The 14,873-nt window shown below is 64.0% G+C and carries 15 protein-coding genes; 7 read left to right on the top strand and 8 right to left on the bottom strand.

What is annotated here, in order from left to right; genetic code table 11:
- Positions 1-366: 366 nt before the first annotated feature.
- Complete coding sequence (locus JJC00_RS16860; protein WP_200473616.1) at positions 367-3,858, bottom strand: indolepyruvate ferredoxin oxidoreductase family protein; 3,492 nt, start codon at positions 3,856-3,858, stop codon at positions 367-369.
- A 281-nt stretch (positions 3,859-4,139) separates the two neighbouring features.
- On the opposite strand from JJC00_RS16860, the gene JJC00_RS16855 reads away from it, so the two are divergent.
- Positions 4,140-5,351 (top strand): c-type cytochrome, encoded by a 1,212-nt coding sequence (locus JJC00_RS16855; RefSeq protein ID WP_200473615.1) that lies wholly within the window; start codon positions 4,140-4,142, stop codon positions 5,349-5,351.
- Positions 5,352-5,358: 7 nt separating this feature from the next.
- On the opposite strand, the gene JJC00_RS16850 is transcribed toward JJC00_RS16855, so the two are convergent.
- Positions 5,359-6,003: a trimeric intracellular cation channel family protein gene (locus tag JJC00_RS16850; RefSeq protein ID WP_200473614.1), complete on the bottom strand. Its 645-nt coding sequence runs from the start codon at positions 6,001-6,003 to the stop codon at positions 5,359-5,361.
- Between the two features lie 163 nt (positions 6,004-6,166).
- On the opposite strand from JJC00_RS16850, the gene JJC00_RS16845 reads away from it, so the two are divergent.
- Positions 6,167-6,559 carry a hypothetical protein gene (locus JJC00_RS16845; protein ID WP_200473613.1) on the top strand — a complete coding sequence of 131 codons (393 nt, stop codon included), beginning with the start codon at positions 6,167-6,169 and terminating at the stop codon, positions 6,557-6,559.
- A 179-nt stretch (positions 6,560-6,738) separates the two neighbouring features.
- On the opposite strand, the gene JJC00_RS16840 is transcribed toward JJC00_RS16845, so the two are convergent.
- From JJC00_RS16840 to JJC00_RS16830, 3 genes are read right to left on the bottom strand one after another with little or no spacing between them, the layout of a single operon-like run.
- The gene (locus JJC00_RS16840; RefSeq protein WP_200473612.1) at positions 6,739-7,548 is read right to left on the bottom strand and encodes an isocitrate lyase/PEP mutase family protein; all 810 of its coding nucleotides are present in this window, start codon (positions 7,546-7,548) and stop codon (positions 6,739-6,741) included.
- A 51-nt stretch (positions 7,549-7,599) separates the two neighbouring features.
- A complete protein-coding gene (locus JJC00_RS16835) occupies positions 7,600-7,950 on the bottom strand; it encodes an antibiotic biosynthesis monooxygenase family protein (protein WP_200473611.1) in 351 nt (116 codons plus the stop codon).
- 25 nt (positions 7,951-7,975) lie between these two features.
- Complete coding sequence (locus tag JJC00_RS16830; protein WP_128966802.1) at positions 7,976-8,284, bottom strand: NIPSNAP family protein; 309 nt, start codon at positions 8,282-8,284, stop codon at positions 7,976-7,978.
- Positions 8,285-8,442: 158 nt separating this feature from the next.
- On the opposite strand from JJC00_RS16830, the gene JJC00_RS16825 reads away from it, so the two are divergent.
- The 3 genes from JJC00_RS16825 to JJC00_RS16815 all read left to right on the top strand — a co-directional run bounded on the left by JJC00_RS16825 (position 8,443) and on the right by JJC00_RS16815 (position 10,843).
- On the top strand, positions 8,443-9,141 hold the full coding sequence (locus tag JJC00_RS16825) for a winged helix-turn-helix domain-containing protein (RefSeq protein WP_200473610.1): 699 nt from the start codon (positions 8,443-8,445) through the stop codon (positions 9,139-9,141).
- A gap of 150 nt (positions 9,142-9,291) precedes the next feature.
- The gene (locus JJC00_RS16820) at positions 9,292-10,299 is read left to right on the top strand and encodes an alpha/beta fold hydrolase (protein ID WP_200473609.1); all 1,008 of its coding nucleotides are present in this window, start codon (positions 9,292-9,294) and stop codon (positions 10,297-10,299) included.
- Positions 10,300-10,597: 298 nt separating this feature from the next.
- Positions 10,598-10,843 carry a GCG_CRPN prefix-to-repeats domain-containing protein gene (locus tag JJC00_RS16815; protein WP_128966804.1) on the top strand — a complete coding sequence of 82 codons (246 nt, stop codon included), beginning with the start codon at positions 10,598-10,600 and terminating at the stop codon, positions 10,841-10,843.
- Positions 10,844-10,964: 121 nt separating this feature from the next.
- Here the strand turns inward: JJC00_RS16815 and JJC00_RS16810 are convergent, their stop codons facing one another.
- The 3 genes from JJC00_RS16810 to JJC00_RS16800 form a co-directional block, all read right to left on the bottom strand.
- Positions 10,965-11,243 carry a twin-arginine translocation signal domain-containing protein gene (locus JJC00_RS16810; protein WP_200473608.1) on the bottom strand — a complete coding sequence of 93 codons (279 nt, stop codon included), beginning with the start codon at positions 11,241-11,243 and terminating at the stop codon, positions 10,965-10,967.
- Positions 11,244-11,474: 231 nt separating this feature from the next.
- On the bottom strand, positions 11,475-11,822 hold the full coding sequence (locus tag JJC00_RS16805; protein ID WP_200473607.1) for a hypothetical protein: 348 nt from the start codon (positions 11,820-11,822) through the stop codon (positions 11,475-11,477).
- 115 nt (positions 11,823-11,937) lie between these two features.
- Positions 11,938-13,470 (bottom strand): acyl-CoA carboxylase subunit beta, encoded by a 1,533-nt coding sequence (locus tag JJC00_RS16800; protein WP_200473606.1) that lies wholly within the window; start codon positions 13,468-13,470, stop codon positions 11,938-11,940.
- Positions 13,471-13,619: 149 nt separating this feature from the next.
- Here JJC00_RS16800 and JJC00_RS16795 point away from each other — a divergent pair, with 149 nt between their 5' ends.
- Together JJC00_RS16795 and JJC00_RS16790 are read left to right on the top strand one after the other, a co-directional pair.
- The gene (locus JJC00_RS16795) at positions 13,620-14,024 is read left to right on the top strand and encodes a DUF4260 domain-containing protein (protein WP_200473605.1); all 405 of its coding nucleotides are present in this window, start codon (positions 13,620-13,622) and stop codon (positions 14,022-14,024) included.
- Between the two features lie 151 nt (positions 14,025-14,175).
- Complete coding sequence (locus JJC00_RS16790) at positions 14,176-14,772, top strand: hypothetical protein (RefSeq protein ID WP_200473604.1); 597 nt, start codon at positions 14,176-14,178, stop codon at positions 14,770-14,772.
- Positions 14,773-14,873: the final 101 nt, after the last annotated feature.

Genomic DNA, 14,873 nt, shown 5'->3' with positions numbered 1-14,873 from the left:
CCGTCGGGCGAGAGGGCAGCGGGTGGGCGCAAGTGAGGCGATGCTCTCTCCGCGTCATTGCGAGCGTAGCGAAGCAATCCAGAAGTCTCTCCGCGGATGCAGCTCTGGATTGCTTCGCTTCGCTCGCAATGACGGAAGCGCCAGCCAAATCCTAAGGGTGTTTTGCCCGACGGCACAAGCGATTATTCGTTTTATCGGAACAACCATATTGGTCGAAAACAACCCCATGCACAGTAGAACGGTGGTTGATTTCACACGAGAAATCGTAGGGTGGAGCAAAGCGCAGCGTGCCCACCACTCGCATCACGAATACGGATGCATGGTGGGCACGGCTGCGCCTTTGCCCACCTGCGAGATCCGCGCCCCCTACTCCGCTGCGATCTGCCTTGGCGCGGGTGGCGGGCTGGCGAGGTCGGCGGCGAGCTGGGCGTAGCGGGCCTTGGCGTCCGCGACCGCTTTTTCCTTCACCGGGCCGTAGCCGCGGATGCGATCGGGCAGTGACAGCAACTCCACCGCGGTGTCGATCGTGAGCGGCGACAGCAGGCCGAGCACGGTGGCAACGTCCTTCTCGTAGCCCACGATCAAATCGCGCTCGAGCTTGCGGTCGGCGCTGCGGCCGAAGATATCGAGCGGGGTGCCGCGCAGGGATTTGAATTTTGCCAGCACTCCGAACACATTCAGCATCCACGGACCGAAGGCGCGCTTCTTCGGGCGGCCGAGCGCATCGACGCCGGACGCCAATATCGGCGGGGCCAGGTTGAAGCTGAACTTGTAGTCGCCCTCGAACTGGTCGCGGAGCTGTTGCGCGAAGGCGCCGTCGGTGAAGAGGCGCGCGACCTCGTACTCGTCCTTGTAGGCGAGCAGTTTTGCGTAATTGAGCGCCACCGCGCGCGGCAGCGCATCGTCGTAGCCGCCCTTCACCGCGGCGTCGCGCACCTGGTCGACCAGCTTGCGGTAACGCTTGGCGAGGCGATTATTCTGATAGGCGGTCAGATGCTTGGCGCGGTGCTCGATGACTTCGTCGAGCGTCATGGCGTCCAGCGTCTTCGGCGCAACAACCTCGTCCGTCCCCTTCAGCATGTCGGCGAGGCGCTGGGGATCAGCGACAGCAAGGCGGCCGAGGCGGAAGGCTTCCTTGTTCATCTTGATCGCGACACCGTTGACCTCGATGGCCTGCTCGATCGACTCCGCCGACAACGGGAACAGTCCCTTCTGATAGGCATAGCCCATCATCATCATGTTGGTGGCGATGCTGTCGCCCAGCAGCTGCTCGGCCGGCTTGGTGAAGTCGAAGAACACGGAGTCCTTGTGCAGCGCCGTTTCCAGCAATCCATTCAGCTTGCGGGTCTGGAAGTTGAAGTCGCGGTTCAGGACAAAGTCGGCGGTGGGAATGACGTGGCTGTTGATGATGCCGTGGGTGCGGCTGCTGTCGCAGAGCGAGATCGTGTCCTTGGCGACAGCGACCACCTCGTCGGCGGCAAGCACGACGTCCGCCGTGCCGGTGACGATGCGCGAGCACGTCACTTCGGCCGGATGATCCGACAGGCGGACATGGCTGAGCACCGCCCCGCCCTTCTGCGCCAGGCCCGACATGTCGAGGATCATCGAGGCCTTGCCCTCGATATGCGCGGCCATGCCGAGCAGCGCGCCGATGGTGAGCACGCCGGTGCCACCGACGCCTCCGACCGCGATGTTATAGGGCTTGTCCAGCGCCGGACGCGAGGCCGGCTCCGGCAGCGCGCCGATGTCGGCAAGCTCCGCCGGCGCACGATGGCGCGGCGCGCCACCGTCGATGGTGACGAAGGACGGGCAAAAGCCCTTCAGGCAGGAATAGTCCTTGTTGCAGGACGACTGGTTGATGGCGCGCTTGCGGCCGAACTCGGTCTCCAGCGGCTCGACCGAGATGCAGTTCGACTGCACCGAGCAGTCGCCGCAGCCTTCGCAGACTGCCGGATTGATCATGACGCGGCGCGCCGGATCCTCCAGCAGGCCGCGCTTGCGGCGGCGGCGCTTCTCGGCGGCGCAGGTCTGCACGAACACGATCGCCGACGTGCCCTTGTAGTCGCGGCACATCTTCATGACGTTGTCGAGCTCGTCGCGATGATATTTCTTCACGCCCGGCGCGATGGTGTCGGCCGGATAGGCATCGGGCGTCTCCGAGACCAAATAGATCTCGCGAATGCCTTCGGCGTGGAGCTGGAAGGTGATCTGCTGCGGCGAGAGATCGCCGTCATGGCGCTGGCCGCCGGTCATGGCGACGGCGTCGTTGTAGAGGATCTTGTAGGTGATGTTGGTCTTGGAGGCGACCGCCTGTCGGATGGCGAGAAGGCCGGAGTGGAAATAGGTGCCGTCGCCGAGGTTCGCAAAAATGTGGTTCTCGTTGGTGAACGGCGCGATGCCGACCCACGGCACGCCCTCGCCGCCCATATGCGTAAAGGTCTCGGTCGAGCGATCCATCCACAGCGCCATAAAGTGGCAGCCGATGCCGGCCATGGCGCGGCTACCTTCGGGGACCTTTGTGGATGTGTTGTGGGGGCAGCCGGAGCAGAAATATGGGGTGCGGGAGACAGGCGCGACCGCCTGCATCTGGGTGGCCTGGCGGCCGTTGAACCAGTCGGCCTTGGCGCGGAGCATCTCCGCGATTTCAGGGTTGAGATTAAGTCGAAGGAGACGTTCAGTCAGCGAGGTCGCAAGCGATGCGACGCTGAGCTCGGCGGCGAAGGTCAGGAAGCGCTTGTCGTGCTCGTCCATCTTGCCGACGATGCGCGGGCGGACGTCGTCGCGCCAGTTGAACAGCTCCTGCTTGACCTGGTTCTCGACGATCTCGCGGCGCTCCTCGACGATGAAGATCTCCTCGAGCCCGACCGCGAACTGGCGCACGCCTTCCGGCTCCAGCGGCCACGGCATGCCGATCTTGTAGAGGCGAAGGCCGATCTTGGCGGCGACCTGCTCGGTGATCCCGAGCTCGCGAAGCGCCTGGCGGACGTCCTCATAGCTCTTGCCTGACGCCATGATGCCGAAGCGGGCATTCGGGCTATCCATGGTGACGCGGTTGACCTTGTTGGCACGTGCGAAGGCGATCGCGGCGAAGCCCTTATAGTCCTGCAGACGCCGGTCCTGCTCGAAACGGTCGTCGGGCCAGCGCAGATTGAGGCCGCCGGGCGGCAGCTCGAAATCCGGCGGGATGATGAACGGCTTCATCTCGTCGGTCAGGTCGATCTCGGCGGTGGTCTCCACAGTCTCCGTGATCACCTTCATGCCGACCCAGCAGCCGGAGTAGCGCGACATCGCGATGCCCAGCAGGCCCATCTCGATCATCTCGTGGATGCTCGAGGGATAGAGATACGGCATCAGCGCCGAGATGAAGGCGTGGTCGGACTGATGCGGGACGGTCGAGGACTTTGCGCCGTGGTCGTCGCCGGCGAGGCACAGCACGCCGCCGTTCTTGGCCGAGCCGGCCGCGTTGCCATGGCGGAAGACATCGCCGCAGCGGTCGACGCCGGGGCCTTTGCCGTACCAGATGCCGACCACGCCGTCATATTTGGCGCCGGGCGAGAGATTGAGCTGCTGCGAGCCCCAGACGGCAGTCGCCGCCAGATCCTCGTTCACGCCGGGCTGAAACTTGATGTTGTACTGCTCGAGGTGCTTTCGCGCGGCGAAGAGCTGCTGGTCATAGCCGCCGAGCGGCGAGCCGCGATAGCCGGAGATGAAGCCCGCGGTGTTCAGGCCTGCAGCGCGGTCGCGGCGAATCTGGGCCATGGGCAGGCGGACCAGCGCCTGGATGCCCGTCGTGAAGATATGGCCGGTGTCCTGGGTGTATTTTTGATCGAGACTGATCGGACCCTGGTTGATGCCCATGTTGTCCCCTTTGCCGCCCTGCTCAGGTCTTGCTGATTAAGCCGTTGCCTGCCCGTTGTTTTTAGCTAGGGCGCGCCGACCACCTCCGCCACTCTATGTCGGATATTTAACGCAGCGCATCACAAATCTGGACTGTCCGCGGCGACGGGAAAAAAACGCAATTTCGTGGCGGGAAGGGATTGGCGATTTTCAGTTTGTGTCACCATAGCCCGGCGTCGCGAAACGACGTGACGCACGTATGATGCGAATGGGCTGATGAGTCGCAGCAAGAAGGGTCGACGATGCGGAGGATTCTGGCTGGTCTGGTCTTGTGCAGTGCGGTTTCGAGTGCAGCCCTCGCCGCCGAGCCCTCGCCCGAGCTGATCGCCCACGGCAAGTCGCTGGTCGAGGCCGGCGACTGCGCAGGTTGCCACACCGCCGATCCCGCAAAGCCGTTCGCCGGCGGCAAGCGTATCGGCACGCCCTTTGGCGCCATCTATGCGCCGAATCTGACGCCGGACCGCGACACCGGAATCGGCGCCTGGTCGGACGCCGACTTCACCCGCGCCGTGCGCACTGGCACCGCGCCGGATGGCTCGCTTTACTACCCGGCCTTCCCCTACCCCTACTTCACCCACATGACCAAGGACGACACGCTCGCGATCCGCGCCTATCTCGGTACGCTCGCGCCGGTCGCGAACCGCAACAAGCCGCCGGAGCTGCGCTGGCCATTCGGCCATCGCAGCCTGATGCGAGCCTGGAACTTGCTGTTCTTCACACCCGGCCTGTTCGAGCCGGACCAGAGCAAGAGCGCGGCCTGGAACAGGGGCGGCTATCTCGTCACCGGGCTCGGCCATTGCGGCGCCTGCCACACGCCAAAAAACTATTTTGGCGCGGACAAGACCGCGCAGGCGCTGTCAGGCAGCGAGCTCGGCGGTTGGTACGCGCCGCGGCTCGACGGCGCCGCACGGACCGGATTGCAGTCGTGGAGTGCGGACGACATCACCGAATATCTGCAGAGCGGCCGCAACGCCAAGAGCCATGCCGACGGTCCGATGGCCGAGGTGATCGTCAATTCGACCTCGAGAATGAGCGATGCCGATGTGCGCGCGATAGCGGTGTACCTGAAGAGCCTGCCGCCGGCGCGTCGCGAGACCATCGTGACACCGCCCGATGAGGCCGAGATGAAAGCGGGCCAGGCGGTCTACGCAAAATTCTGCATCGCCTGCCATGAAGCGGACGGCTCCGGCGCGCCGCGCATCTATCCGCCATTGCCGGCGAACGCGCTGCTGCAATCGATCAACCCGTCCTCGACCTTGCGCATCATCCTCGACGGCGCCCACACCATGACGACGCCGCGGGCGCCGAACACCGGCGAGATGCCGCCCTATGCCAAGCAACTGTCCGACGACGAGATCGCGGCGGTGACGAATTACATCCGCAACTCCTGGGGCAACGCCGGTCCGCTGGTGACGCCTGCGCAGGTGGCGAAGGCGCGCGGACAGGAGCCGTAGCGGAGGGCTACTTCTCCTCATCTCCCGTGAATACGAACTTCGGCATCTCCCATTTGTAGCGCACCGCGAGCAGGCGCAGGCTGATGCCGAGGACGAAGGTCAGGACGGTCCAGAGTTCGGCGTTGATGTTCAATCCGAACGCCGTGGCATAGAACAGGCCGGTCACCACCGAGACGCTGGCATAGAGCTCCGAGCGGAACAGCAGCGGCACGTCGTTACAGAGCACGTCGCGCAACACGCCGCCGGCGCAGCCTGTCACCATGCCGGAGACGATGACGATCGGCAGCGAGGCATCCATCTGCCAGGCGACGTCGCAGCCGGTCATGGTGAAGATCACGAGGCCGATCGCATCGAGCACGATGAAGGCGAGCTTCAGCCGGTGCACGAGGCGCGCGAACAGGATGGTAAGGAAGGCGGCGCCGCCCGCGAGCGCGAGATAGATCGGGTTTTGCACCCAGGCCAATGGATAGTGCCCGAGGAAGAGATCGCGCAGCGTGCCGCCACCGAGCGCGGTGATGCAGCCGAGGAAGCAGACCCCGAGCCAATCCATGCTGCGTCGGCCGGCGGCGAGCGCGGCGGTCATGCCCTGCGCGGCCACCGCGACCAGGGAGAGGAAATGCAGCACGCTATCGCTCGGCGGCAGGCTCCACATCGCCGTGTTCCCTCTTTCCTCGGTGGAACCACCGCGAGGTTCCCAAATGAACAGGTTCCCGATTCCCGGCGTGAGGGCAACATCCGACGAAAGCATAACGCAGGCGGAACAGAACCTCGCATCCACGGGTTGTCGGGGTGCAATCAACGAGGAGACCCAATCGATGGCTGACGACCGTTTTCCCAACGATCCGTACCGCCCGAACCTCGCGGACGATGAGTACCTTCGCGCGGCGCGTCGGGATTCCGACCTTCAGGCCGATCCCGAGCTGGGCGAAGGCCCCGCCTCCAGCGGTAGGATCGCTCTGTTCGCGGTGGCTGTCGCCCTGGTGCTGGGTGCCGTGTTCTATGGCTTGAACAACACCGGCACGGGCAATCAGGCGAGCAATACGCCTGCTAGCCAGACCGCGCAGCAGACGCAACCTGCCAACCCGGCCGCACCTCCCGGCATGCGTGACGTGACGCCGCGCAACAATGCCGCGCCGGGCGTGACCACGGGCGCTGCGCCGAGCAAGCCGGCCCCGGATACGCAGACTCCGTCTGACGGTGCGAAGTAACACCAGAGCCGTCATCGCCCGGCCTTATGCGCAATTGCGCATTAGGACCGGGCGATCCAGTACTCCGAGACGGCGGTGATTGATCGATAGGCCTCGGCGTGCTGGATGCCCCGCCTTCGCGGAGCATGACACCGAGCGGATGCGACAGCGGCGGGACGATGAGTCCCGCCGCTTTTCGTTTAGCTGAACATCTTGTTGAGCTCGCCGCCGGGATACCCGCTGGCAAGCTCGCCGAACGTCCCCTTCTCCGCCATCTCCTTCGCCGCGCGCATGAAGCCGCCCCAGGCGGCCCGCGCAAGCGAGCCGCCGACGCTGATCCGGCGCACGCCGAGATCTTCGGCTTCCTTCAACGACAGCCCGGAGCCGCCGATCAGCAGGTTGAACGGCTTTGGATGCACCGCCTTCACCGCCGCGGCGATGTCCTCGCGCGTCTTCAGGCCGGGCGCGTAAAGGCAGTCGGCGCCGGCATCCGCGTAGGCGGTGAGCCGGTCGATGACGAGCTTGAGATCGGTGACGCCCCAGAGATACGCTTCGCAGCGGCCGACCAGCAGCGTGCCGCTGTCGCCGATCGCCTTGCGCGAGGCCTTGATGCGCTCGACCGCGAGCGCGTGCTCGTAGATCGGCTTGTCCTTGTCGCCGGTGGAATCCTCGATCGAGAGGCCGGCAACGCCGGTGCGCACGCCGCGCGCGACATTGTCAGCGACTTTGTCCGGCTCGACCGCGAAGCCGCCCTCGAAATCCGCGTTCACGGGGATATCGACCGACGAGCTCAATGCTGCCAGATGCTGACAGACGTCCTCGACGGTGACGTGATTGTCGGCCTTGCCGATGGTCCAGGCAAAGCCCGCGCTCGACGACGCGATCGCCTTGAAACCGAGATGCTGCAACGCCTTGGCGCCCCCGACATCGACCGGATTGGGCAGGATGAAGCAGCCGCTCTCGTGCATCTTCCTGAACGTCGCGCGCTTGTCAGCAGTTGTCACATGCATGTTTCTCTCCCTTGTTGGCCGCGCAGAGATAGGCACGCGTTTTCATGACTGCTAGTGCGCGTCGTGCACGGCGCGGCTGTCCTTCGGCGCCTGCTCGCGATCGTTCATGCCGTAGTCGCGCACCACGCTCGCGATGCGCAGATGATAGTCGGCAAAAATCTGCGCCCTGCCCTTGGCCTGCGTGCGGCGGTGCTCCATCGTGTTGCGCCAGGCTGCGACGGCGGCCTCGTCCCGCCAGAATGACAGCGACAGGATCTTGCCCTTCTCGGTCAGGCTTTCGAACCGCTCGACCGAGATGAAACCGTCGATGGTTTGCAGGATCGGCTTCAGATCGGCCGCGAGGTCGAAATAGTCCTGGCGATGCTCGGGCTTGGGCCAGACTTCAAAAATCACGGCGATCATGGGCGGCTCCTCAATCGTTGGTGGCCTACACTACCACCTTGCGGAGGAAGGTGCGCTCTTCGGCGAGGATGAATTTATTGTCCTCGGCGAAATGGAAGTTCGCCATCCCTTCGGCATCCTGCCGCAGCCGCGCGCGATAGGCCTCGTAGGCGGCGAGGCTCTCAAACGTGATCAGCGCGAACGCGATGTTGTTGGTGCCCTCATGCGGCATGAAATAGCCGATCAGGTCGCCGCCGCATTTCGGGATGATGGTAAGCCAGCGTTTTGAGTATTCCTCGAACTGCGCGCGCTTGAAGGGATCGAGCTGGTAGCGGATGAAGACGGTGACGGACATGTTGGGCTCCTCTGTTTGTTCCGTCATTGCGAGCGCAGCGAAGCCATCCAGGAAACCCTCCGCGGAGACAGCCTGGATTGCTTCGCTGCGCTCGCAATGACGAGGCCGTGAGAGACTACGCCCTTGCCCGACCGCAATGCTTCGGTTACCATCGAAGCATGAAATCAGGACCCGACATCGCCATGGTCGCTTCGCTGGTCGGCGATCCCGCCCGCGCCAACATGCTCACGGCGCTGATGAACGGCCGTGCGCTCACGGCCAGCGAGCTCGCGCAGGAGGCCGGCATCACGCCGCAAACCGCGAGCTCGCATCTCGCAAAACTCGAGGCCGGCCGGCTGGTCGAGCCGGAGAAGCAGGGCCGCCATCGCTACTATCGCCTCACCGACGACGACGTCGCCGGGGTGCTCGAAGGCCTCGCCGGCCTTGCCGCGCGCACCGGCCACATGCGCGTGCGCACCGGGCCGAAGGATCCGGCGCTGCGGCGCGCGCGGATCTGCTACGACCACCTCGCCGGCGATCTCGGCGTGCAGATGCTCGATTCCTTGCGTGCGCGAAACCTGGTCAGGCAGAAGAAGCAGGACATCGAGCTGACCGCTGAAGGCGAGCGCTTCCTCGCCAAGCATCTGCAGATCTCGCCTGATATGCTCAGCCATCCGCGCCGCCCGGTCTGCAAAGCCTGTCTCGACTGGAGCGAGCGGCGCCACCATCTTGCCGGAACGCTGGGCGCTGCGATGATGCAGCGCTTTGCCGAGCTGAAATGGGCCGCACGCGACCCCACCCCCGGCAGCCGCGTGGTGAATTTCACCCGCACCGGCGAGAAGCAGTTCGCCGCCCTGTTCGGGAACGCGAAGGACTGACAACAACACGTTTGCGTGTGAGCTCTCACCGTCGTCGTGGCCGGGGCTTGACCCGGCCATCCACGTCTTTATTGCGGCTGGCACGTGGATGCCCGGGACATCTGCGCGAAGACGCGCTTCGCGCTTTCGCCGGGCATGACGGAGATCTCAATGAACCGCATCTACTCGGCAGCGCTTGCTGTCGCCCTTGTTACTATCCCGTTTACGTCACACGCCGCCGACGCGCCGCAACGCGAGCCCTACGGCGTCGCGCTCGAAGGCTTTGCCTATCCTTATCCCGTGCACCTGCTGCCTGTCGCCAATGACGGCGAGCAACTCAGCATGGCCTATATGGACGTCGCGCCAGCGCAGCCGAACGGCCGCACTGTCGTGCTGCTGCACGGACGCAACTTTCCGTCGAGCTATTGGGCGCCTGTCATCAAGATGCTCACCGACTCCGGCTATCGCGTCGTGGTGCCCGACCAGATCGGCTTCGGCAAATCGTCGAAGCCTGTGGGCGAACTGCATTTCGACAATCTGGCGCGCAACACCATCGCGCTGCTCGATCATCTCAAAATCGACAAGGCGGACATCGTCGCGCATTCGCTCGGCGGCATGCTGGGCGTGCGCATCGCCCGCGCCTATCCTGATCGCGTCGCGCATCTCGTGCTGACCGCGCCGATCGGGCTGGAAGACTACCGCCTTTACGTGCCGCCGACGCCGACCGAGAAGATCGTCGAGAGCGAGGACAAGCTCACCGCCGACGGCTACCGAAAACAGCTCCAGACCAACTACGCGATCAAGCTGCCGCCTGATGCGATCACGCCGTTCATCGACGCTCGCTTCAACATCAAAGGCAGCCCCGACTACCCACGCTGGCTGCGCGCCTTCGTCAGCTCAGGCCAGATGATCTATCGCGAGCCGGTGGCGCATGAAATCCCGCTGATTACCGAACCCACGCTGTTCATCATGGGTGCCGACGACCACAACGCACCGGGACGGCCGAACGCACCGGAGGCGCTGCGCGCGAAAATGGGGCAGAACGCCGAGCTGGCAAAAGCGTTTGCGGTGAAGATGCCGAATGCACGGGCTGAGGTCATTGCAGACACCGGTCACCTCGTCTTCCTGGAGGCGCCAGAGAAGTACAAGGAATTGGTGCTGGGCTTCCTCGGCCACTAAAGCGTATTCGAGCGAAGTGGATACCGGTTCGCGTCAAGAAAACGCGTCGAACAAAAATTGAGAGCCCCGCTCCGATCATCGGGACGGGGCTCTAGCGTCATCCCTGTCGCCCGAGGCCGCATGCGAGAAATGTTCATGCCGCATTCAGGTCATGATTGGCAGATTTGGATCGCCGTGCCGACATGTCGCAAAAATTAACATGTCGAATCGTATCTTTTGATTCATTCTGCGCCGCAAGCGCCAAATCCCCTAAAGCCCACCCCAAGAACTTGCCCCCAAGGACGAGAAGGAAGACCAAATGAAATATCTGTTCGCCGCCGTGATGCTCGCCAGCGCGGTCGTTGGTTTCAGCGAGGCGGCCAGCGCCGCCGGTGGCTGCGGCCCCGGTTGGTACCGTGGTCCCTATGGCGGCTGCCGTCCGATGCGTGGTCCGGTTGTCGTGGCCCCCGGCCCGGTCGTTGTCGCCCCGCCGGTCGTCGTCGTGCGTCCGCGCGTGTGCCCCTATGGCTTCCGCTGGTACGCCGGCCGCTGCCGTCCGTTCTGATCTTTTGCACTTGCGAAATGGCCGCGTTGGATCAGCCCGCGCGGCCATTTTGTTGAGGCGCCTGACGCAATCAAAAAAAGGGATCGCAACCGCGATCCCTTTTTTCATTCCAGGCGCGCCATTACCAGTGACGCCAGTGGCGGCGATGCCAGCCCCAGTGACGGTGGCGCCAACCCCAGTGACGGCGATGCCAGTGGCCGCGCCAATGCACCTGCTCGGGCTTGAGCTGTGCGGCCTCCTCGCTGCTGGTAACGGCGGGATGAGCGTCCGGATTGGCGAGCGGCATGCCGCCATTGCCGAGCGGCTGCGGCGCCAGCGGCGCGGCCTGTGCAGCGGCAGTGAACGCGGCGGTTCCCGCCGCGACACCGAATGCAAGTTTCAGGAAGTTCCGGCGCTCCATGGCGTGTCCCTCTGTCTGGTCGGTTAGGTGATGCAGAGGAAGTGTCGCGGCGATGACATGAACTGCCGCTGAATCGCGCGTTCAGGTTCATTGCAAAAGTGACAGGAACGCGTCCTACTTCGCAAATTCCTGCGCCAGTACCAACGTCTCGCACTTCTCTATCTGGGGGAAGCAGCTCTTGGTGGATTACGCTGTCGCCAATCCACCCACGCACCGGCACGCGCATCGACGCTACAACAACTTCAGCGGCGTATCAGCCACGAGGCGAAGGTCGATCCTGCTGATCAATTGTGCCCGAAGTGCCTCCGCGGCGCGAATGGCATCTTCCGTCTGGTGCAACGTGCTGATGTTCGAACCGAGCGACACGATCCCGCCCAACACCAAAGCGATCGATCCGAGCGCGGCGGTCAGACCTGTCCCCAACAAGCCGAGGATCGTGATCAACAATAGCGCACCACCGCCGCCAATGGCGATCTTGGACGCCAGAATGTACTTTCGGCATCGCTCGGCGATCTCCGCAAGCGCCTCGATTCGGTCCTCGATGTCGGAGATTTCGTCGGTCGGATCGTCTTCGGTCATGGGATTGCGGATGCTAGATCCCGATTGTAGGGCGGACTAAGCGTAGCCGTAATCCGCCGCATGCGTTGTCGAAAGGATTGGCAGACTACACTACGCTGACCCGCCTACGCTTCCCTCACAACGGCAAATTGTCGTGTTTCTTCGCCGGCGTTTCCACCTTCTTGTCTTTCAGCATCGCCAGCGCCCGCGCGATCCGCTTGCGGGTCGAGTGCGGCATGATGACGTCGTCGATGTAGCCGCGCTCGGCGGCGATGAAGGGTGACAGGAAGCGGTCTTCGTATTCCTTGGTGCGAGCGGCGATCTTGTCGGGGTCGCCAATGTCACTTCGGAAGATGATCTCGACCGCGCCCTTGGCGCCCATCACCGCGATCTGGGCGGTCGGCCAGGCGTAGTTCATGTCGGCGCCGATTTCCTTGGATGCCATGACGTCGAAGGCGCCGCCGTAGGCCTTGCGGGTGATGATGGTGACCAGCGGCACGGTGCACTGCGAATAGGCGAACAGCAGTTTTGCGCCGTGCTTGATCAGGCCGCCATATTCCTGGCTCGTGCCCGGCAGGAAGCCCGGCACGTCGACGAAGGTGACGATCGGGATGTTGAAGGCGTCGCAGAAGCGAACAAAGCGCGCGGCCTTGCGCGAGGCATCGCTATCGAGCACGCCCGCCAGCACCATCGGCTGGTTGGCGACGAAGCCGACGGTGCGGCCGGCGATGCGGCCGAAGCCGGTGACGATGTTTTTGGCGAAGCTTTCGGCGATCTCGAAGAAGTCGCCCTCGTCAACGACCTTCAGGATCAGTTCCTTCATGTCGTAGGGCTTGTTCGGATTGTCGGGGATCAGCGTATCGAGCGACATGTCGAGGCGACCGATGTCATCGAAGCTCGGCCATTCCGGCACGCCGTCGGTGTTGTTGGACGGCAGGAAGTCGATCAGGCGCCGCATCTGCAGCAGCGTCTCGACGTCGTTCTCGAAGGCGCCGTCGGCAATCGAGGAGCGCGTGGCGTGCACGGAGGCGCCGCCGAGCTCTTCGGCGGTGACGACCTCGTTGGTGACGGTTTTCACGACGTCCGGGCCAGTGACGAACATGTAGCTGGTGTGCTTCACCATGAAGATGAAGTCGGTCATCGCCGGCGAATAGACGTCGCCGCCGGCGCAGGGGCCCATGATGACGGAGATCTGCGGGATCACGCCCGAGGCCAGCACGTTGCGGCGGAACACGTAGGAATAACCGGCGAGTGCTGCGACGCCCTCCTGGATGCGGGCGCCGCCCGCGTCGTAAAGGCCGATGATGGGCGCGCGCGCCTTCATCGCCATGTCCTGGAGCTTTGTAATTTTCAGTGCGTGCGTCTCGGACAGCGAGCCGCCGAAAACCGTAAAGTCCTTGGCAAAGACAAAAGTCTTGCGGCCGTTGACGGTGCCCCAGCCGGTGACGACGCCGTCGCCGGGCACCTTGGTCTTCTCCATGCCGAACTCGGTGGAGCGGTGCTCGACGAACATGTCGAATTCCTCGAACGATCCCTTGTCGAGCAGCAGCTCGATGCGCTCGCGCGCGGTCAGCTTGCCGCGGGCGTGCTGCGCCTCGATGCGCTTCTCACCGCCGCCGAGCTTTGCTCCGGCACGACGGTCTTCAAGGGCGTCCAGGATATTCTTCATTTGCTCCCGCCAGTTCTTAGCCTAAATGCGATTGCCGGGGGTTCTAACACGGCATTTTGCGGGCCGGGAAGCGGCTTTCGGCGCCGCAGGGCTGCCTTGCCGCAGCGTGAAAGCGCAAGGAATTACAAAGTTTTGCCTGGGAGGCGACCATGGACGAGAGAGCTGCCGAGACCGGGGCCGCGACAGGCGGCGTCAACGTCCTGCTGCGGCTCGAGGGCCTGACCCTGTTCGCAGGGATGGTCATGCTTTACGCGGCCTGGGGCGGCTCTTGGCTGGTCTTTGCGCTGCTGTTCTTCGTGCCCGATCTGAGCTTCCTGGCGTACCTGTCGGACGCCAAATTCGGCGCGCTGGTCTATAACGCCGCCCACAGCTACATGGCACCGGTGGCCCTGCTGACGCTGGGCTTCGGCTTCGCCTCGCCCCTCACCTTGTCCATCGCCTTGATCTGGCTCGCCCATATCGGCATCGACCGTGCCCTGGGCTATGGCCTGAAATATTCGGCCGGCTTCGGCTTCACTCATCTTGGGCGGATCGGGCGGCAGAAGGACGCCTGATCTGGCGGCGGGATGGCCGCCATTTTGTCACCCGCGCCGGTTGACCGGGCCTGCCGATTCAGGCTTGCTCTGCTTTCGATCAGGCGCCGAATGTTGCGTGAGCTCAGTCGGTACGGCGGCGGTCATCACGTCCGGCTGCAATCATTACCCCATGTCCGCCACGGTCGTTCCCCTGCCACCGAACAGCGCGTCCGCGACCACCGACTTCCTGCGGCGGATGGCCAGCATGGTGTCGGGTCGGAACGGCCAGATGCTGCTGCGCGCGGCAAGCCTGATCGAGTCGCTGGCGCAGCGAGCAATGTCGGCCGAGCGGCTGTTTCATGAGCAGCAGGAAGAAAACAAACGCCACGTGGAGCTGCGCGAGGGCGCAGAGCTTGCCTCCGACGCCATGGTCAGCCAGATCGCCGCGCTGCGGGCGCAGCTTGCCGATGTGACCGCGGCCGCGGCGGCCGAGCGCGCCGCGTTCGACACCGAGCGCGGCAAGCTACTCGGCCTGATGCAGAGCGCTGAAAGCCATATCAGCAAGCTCACCACCGAGCTCGATACGTTGCGCGCCTCTGTCGACGCTTTCAACGAGACTGTCGTCTCCGTGCCGATCGAAGTGCTGCGGCTGGCACGGACCCAATTCGACTGTCTCTCGAGCGGCTTTGCGCGGAAGGGCGACGTGATCTCGCAGGCGATGAGCGAGATCGGCGGCTTCGCCATCGACCAGGCGCTGACGGCCAAGAAGCCCGCCGACAAGGCGTGATGCGCCCGCGCGCAAATTGACACTCCGTCATTGCGAGCGCAGCGAAGCAATCCAGAATCTTTCCTCGGAGGGACTCTGGATTGCTTCGCTACGCTCGCAAT

It is taken from the genome of Bradyrhizobium diazoefficiens (genome assembly GCF_016616885.1).
GTDB classification, from domain to species: Bacteria; Pseudomonadota; Alphaproteobacteria; order Rhizobiales; family Xanthobacteraceae; genus Bradyrhizobium; species Bradyrhizobium diazoefficiens_F.
The sequence above is the reverse complement of the archived record's forward strand: the minus strand, read 5'-3'. Positions and strand labels throughout refer to the sequence as shown.

What these genes read in the sequence shown, in the direction of transcription:
- JJC00_RS16795 (WP_200473605.1), top strand. Translation starts at nt 13,620, where the DNA reads ATGGACGAGAGAGCTGCCGAGACCGGGGCCGCGACAGGCGGCGTCAAC.
- JJC00_RS16790 (WP_200473604.1), top strand. Translation starts at nt 14,176, where the DNA reads ATGTCCGCCACGGTCGTTCCCCTGCCACCGAACAGCGCGTCCGCGACC.
- JJC00_RS16860 (WP_200473616.1), bottom strand. Translation starts at nt 3,858, where the DNA reads ATGGGCATCAACCAGGGTCCGATCAGTCTCGATCAAAAATACACCCAG.
- JJC00_RS16810 (WP_200473608.1), bottom strand. Translation starts at nt 11,243, where the DNA reads ATGGAGCGCCGGAACTTCCTGAAACTTGCATTCGGTGTCGCGGCGGGA.
- JJC00_RS16830 (WP_128966802.1), bottom strand. Translation starts at nt 8,284, where the DNA reads ATGTCCGTCACCGTCTTCATCCGCTACCAGCTCGATCCCTTCAAGCGC.
- JJC00_RS16815 (WP_128966804.1), top strand. Translation starts at nt 10,598, where the DNA reads ATGAAATATCTGTTCGCCGCCGTGATGCTCGCCAGCGCGGTCGTTGGT.
- JJC00_RS16800 (WP_200473606.1), bottom strand. Translation starts at nt 13,470, where the DNA reads ATGAAGAATATCCTGGACGCCCTTGAAGACCGTCGTGCCGGAGCAAAG.
- JJC00_RS16805 (WP_200473607.1), bottom strand. Translation starts at nt 11,822, where the DNA reads ATGACCGAAGACGATCCGACCGACGAAATCTCCGACATCGAGGACCGA.
- JJC00_RS16825 (WP_200473610.1), top strand. Translation starts at nt 8,443, where the DNA reads ATGAAATCAGGACCCGACATCGCCATGGTCGCTTCGCTGGTCGGCGAT.
- JJC00_RS16850 (WP_200473614.1), bottom strand. Translation starts at nt 6,003, where the DNA reads ATGTGGAGCCTGCCGCCGAGCGATAGCGTGCTGCATTTCCTCTCCCTG.
- JJC00_RS16820 (WP_200473609.1), top strand. Translation starts at nt 9,292, where the DNA reads ATGAACCGCATCTACTCGGCAGCGCTTGCTGTCGCCCTTGTTACTATC.
- JJC00_RS16835 (WP_200473611.1), bottom strand. Translation starts at nt 7,950, where the DNA reads ATGATCGCCGTGATTTTTGAAGTCTGGCCCAAGCCCGAGCATCGCCAG.
- JJC00_RS16855 (WP_200473615.1), top strand. Translation starts at nt 4,140, where the DNA reads ATGCGGAGGATTCTGGCTGGTCTGGTCTTGTGCAGTGCGGTTTCGAGT.
- JJC00_RS16840 (WP_200473612.1), bottom strand. Translation starts at nt 7,548, where the DNA reads ATGCATGTGACAACTGCTGACAAGCGCGCGACGTTCAGGAAGATGCAC.
- JJC00_RS16845 (WP_200473613.1), top strand. Translation starts at nt 6,167, where the DNA reads ATGGCTGACGACCGTTTTCCCAACGATCCGTACCGCCCGAACCTCGCG.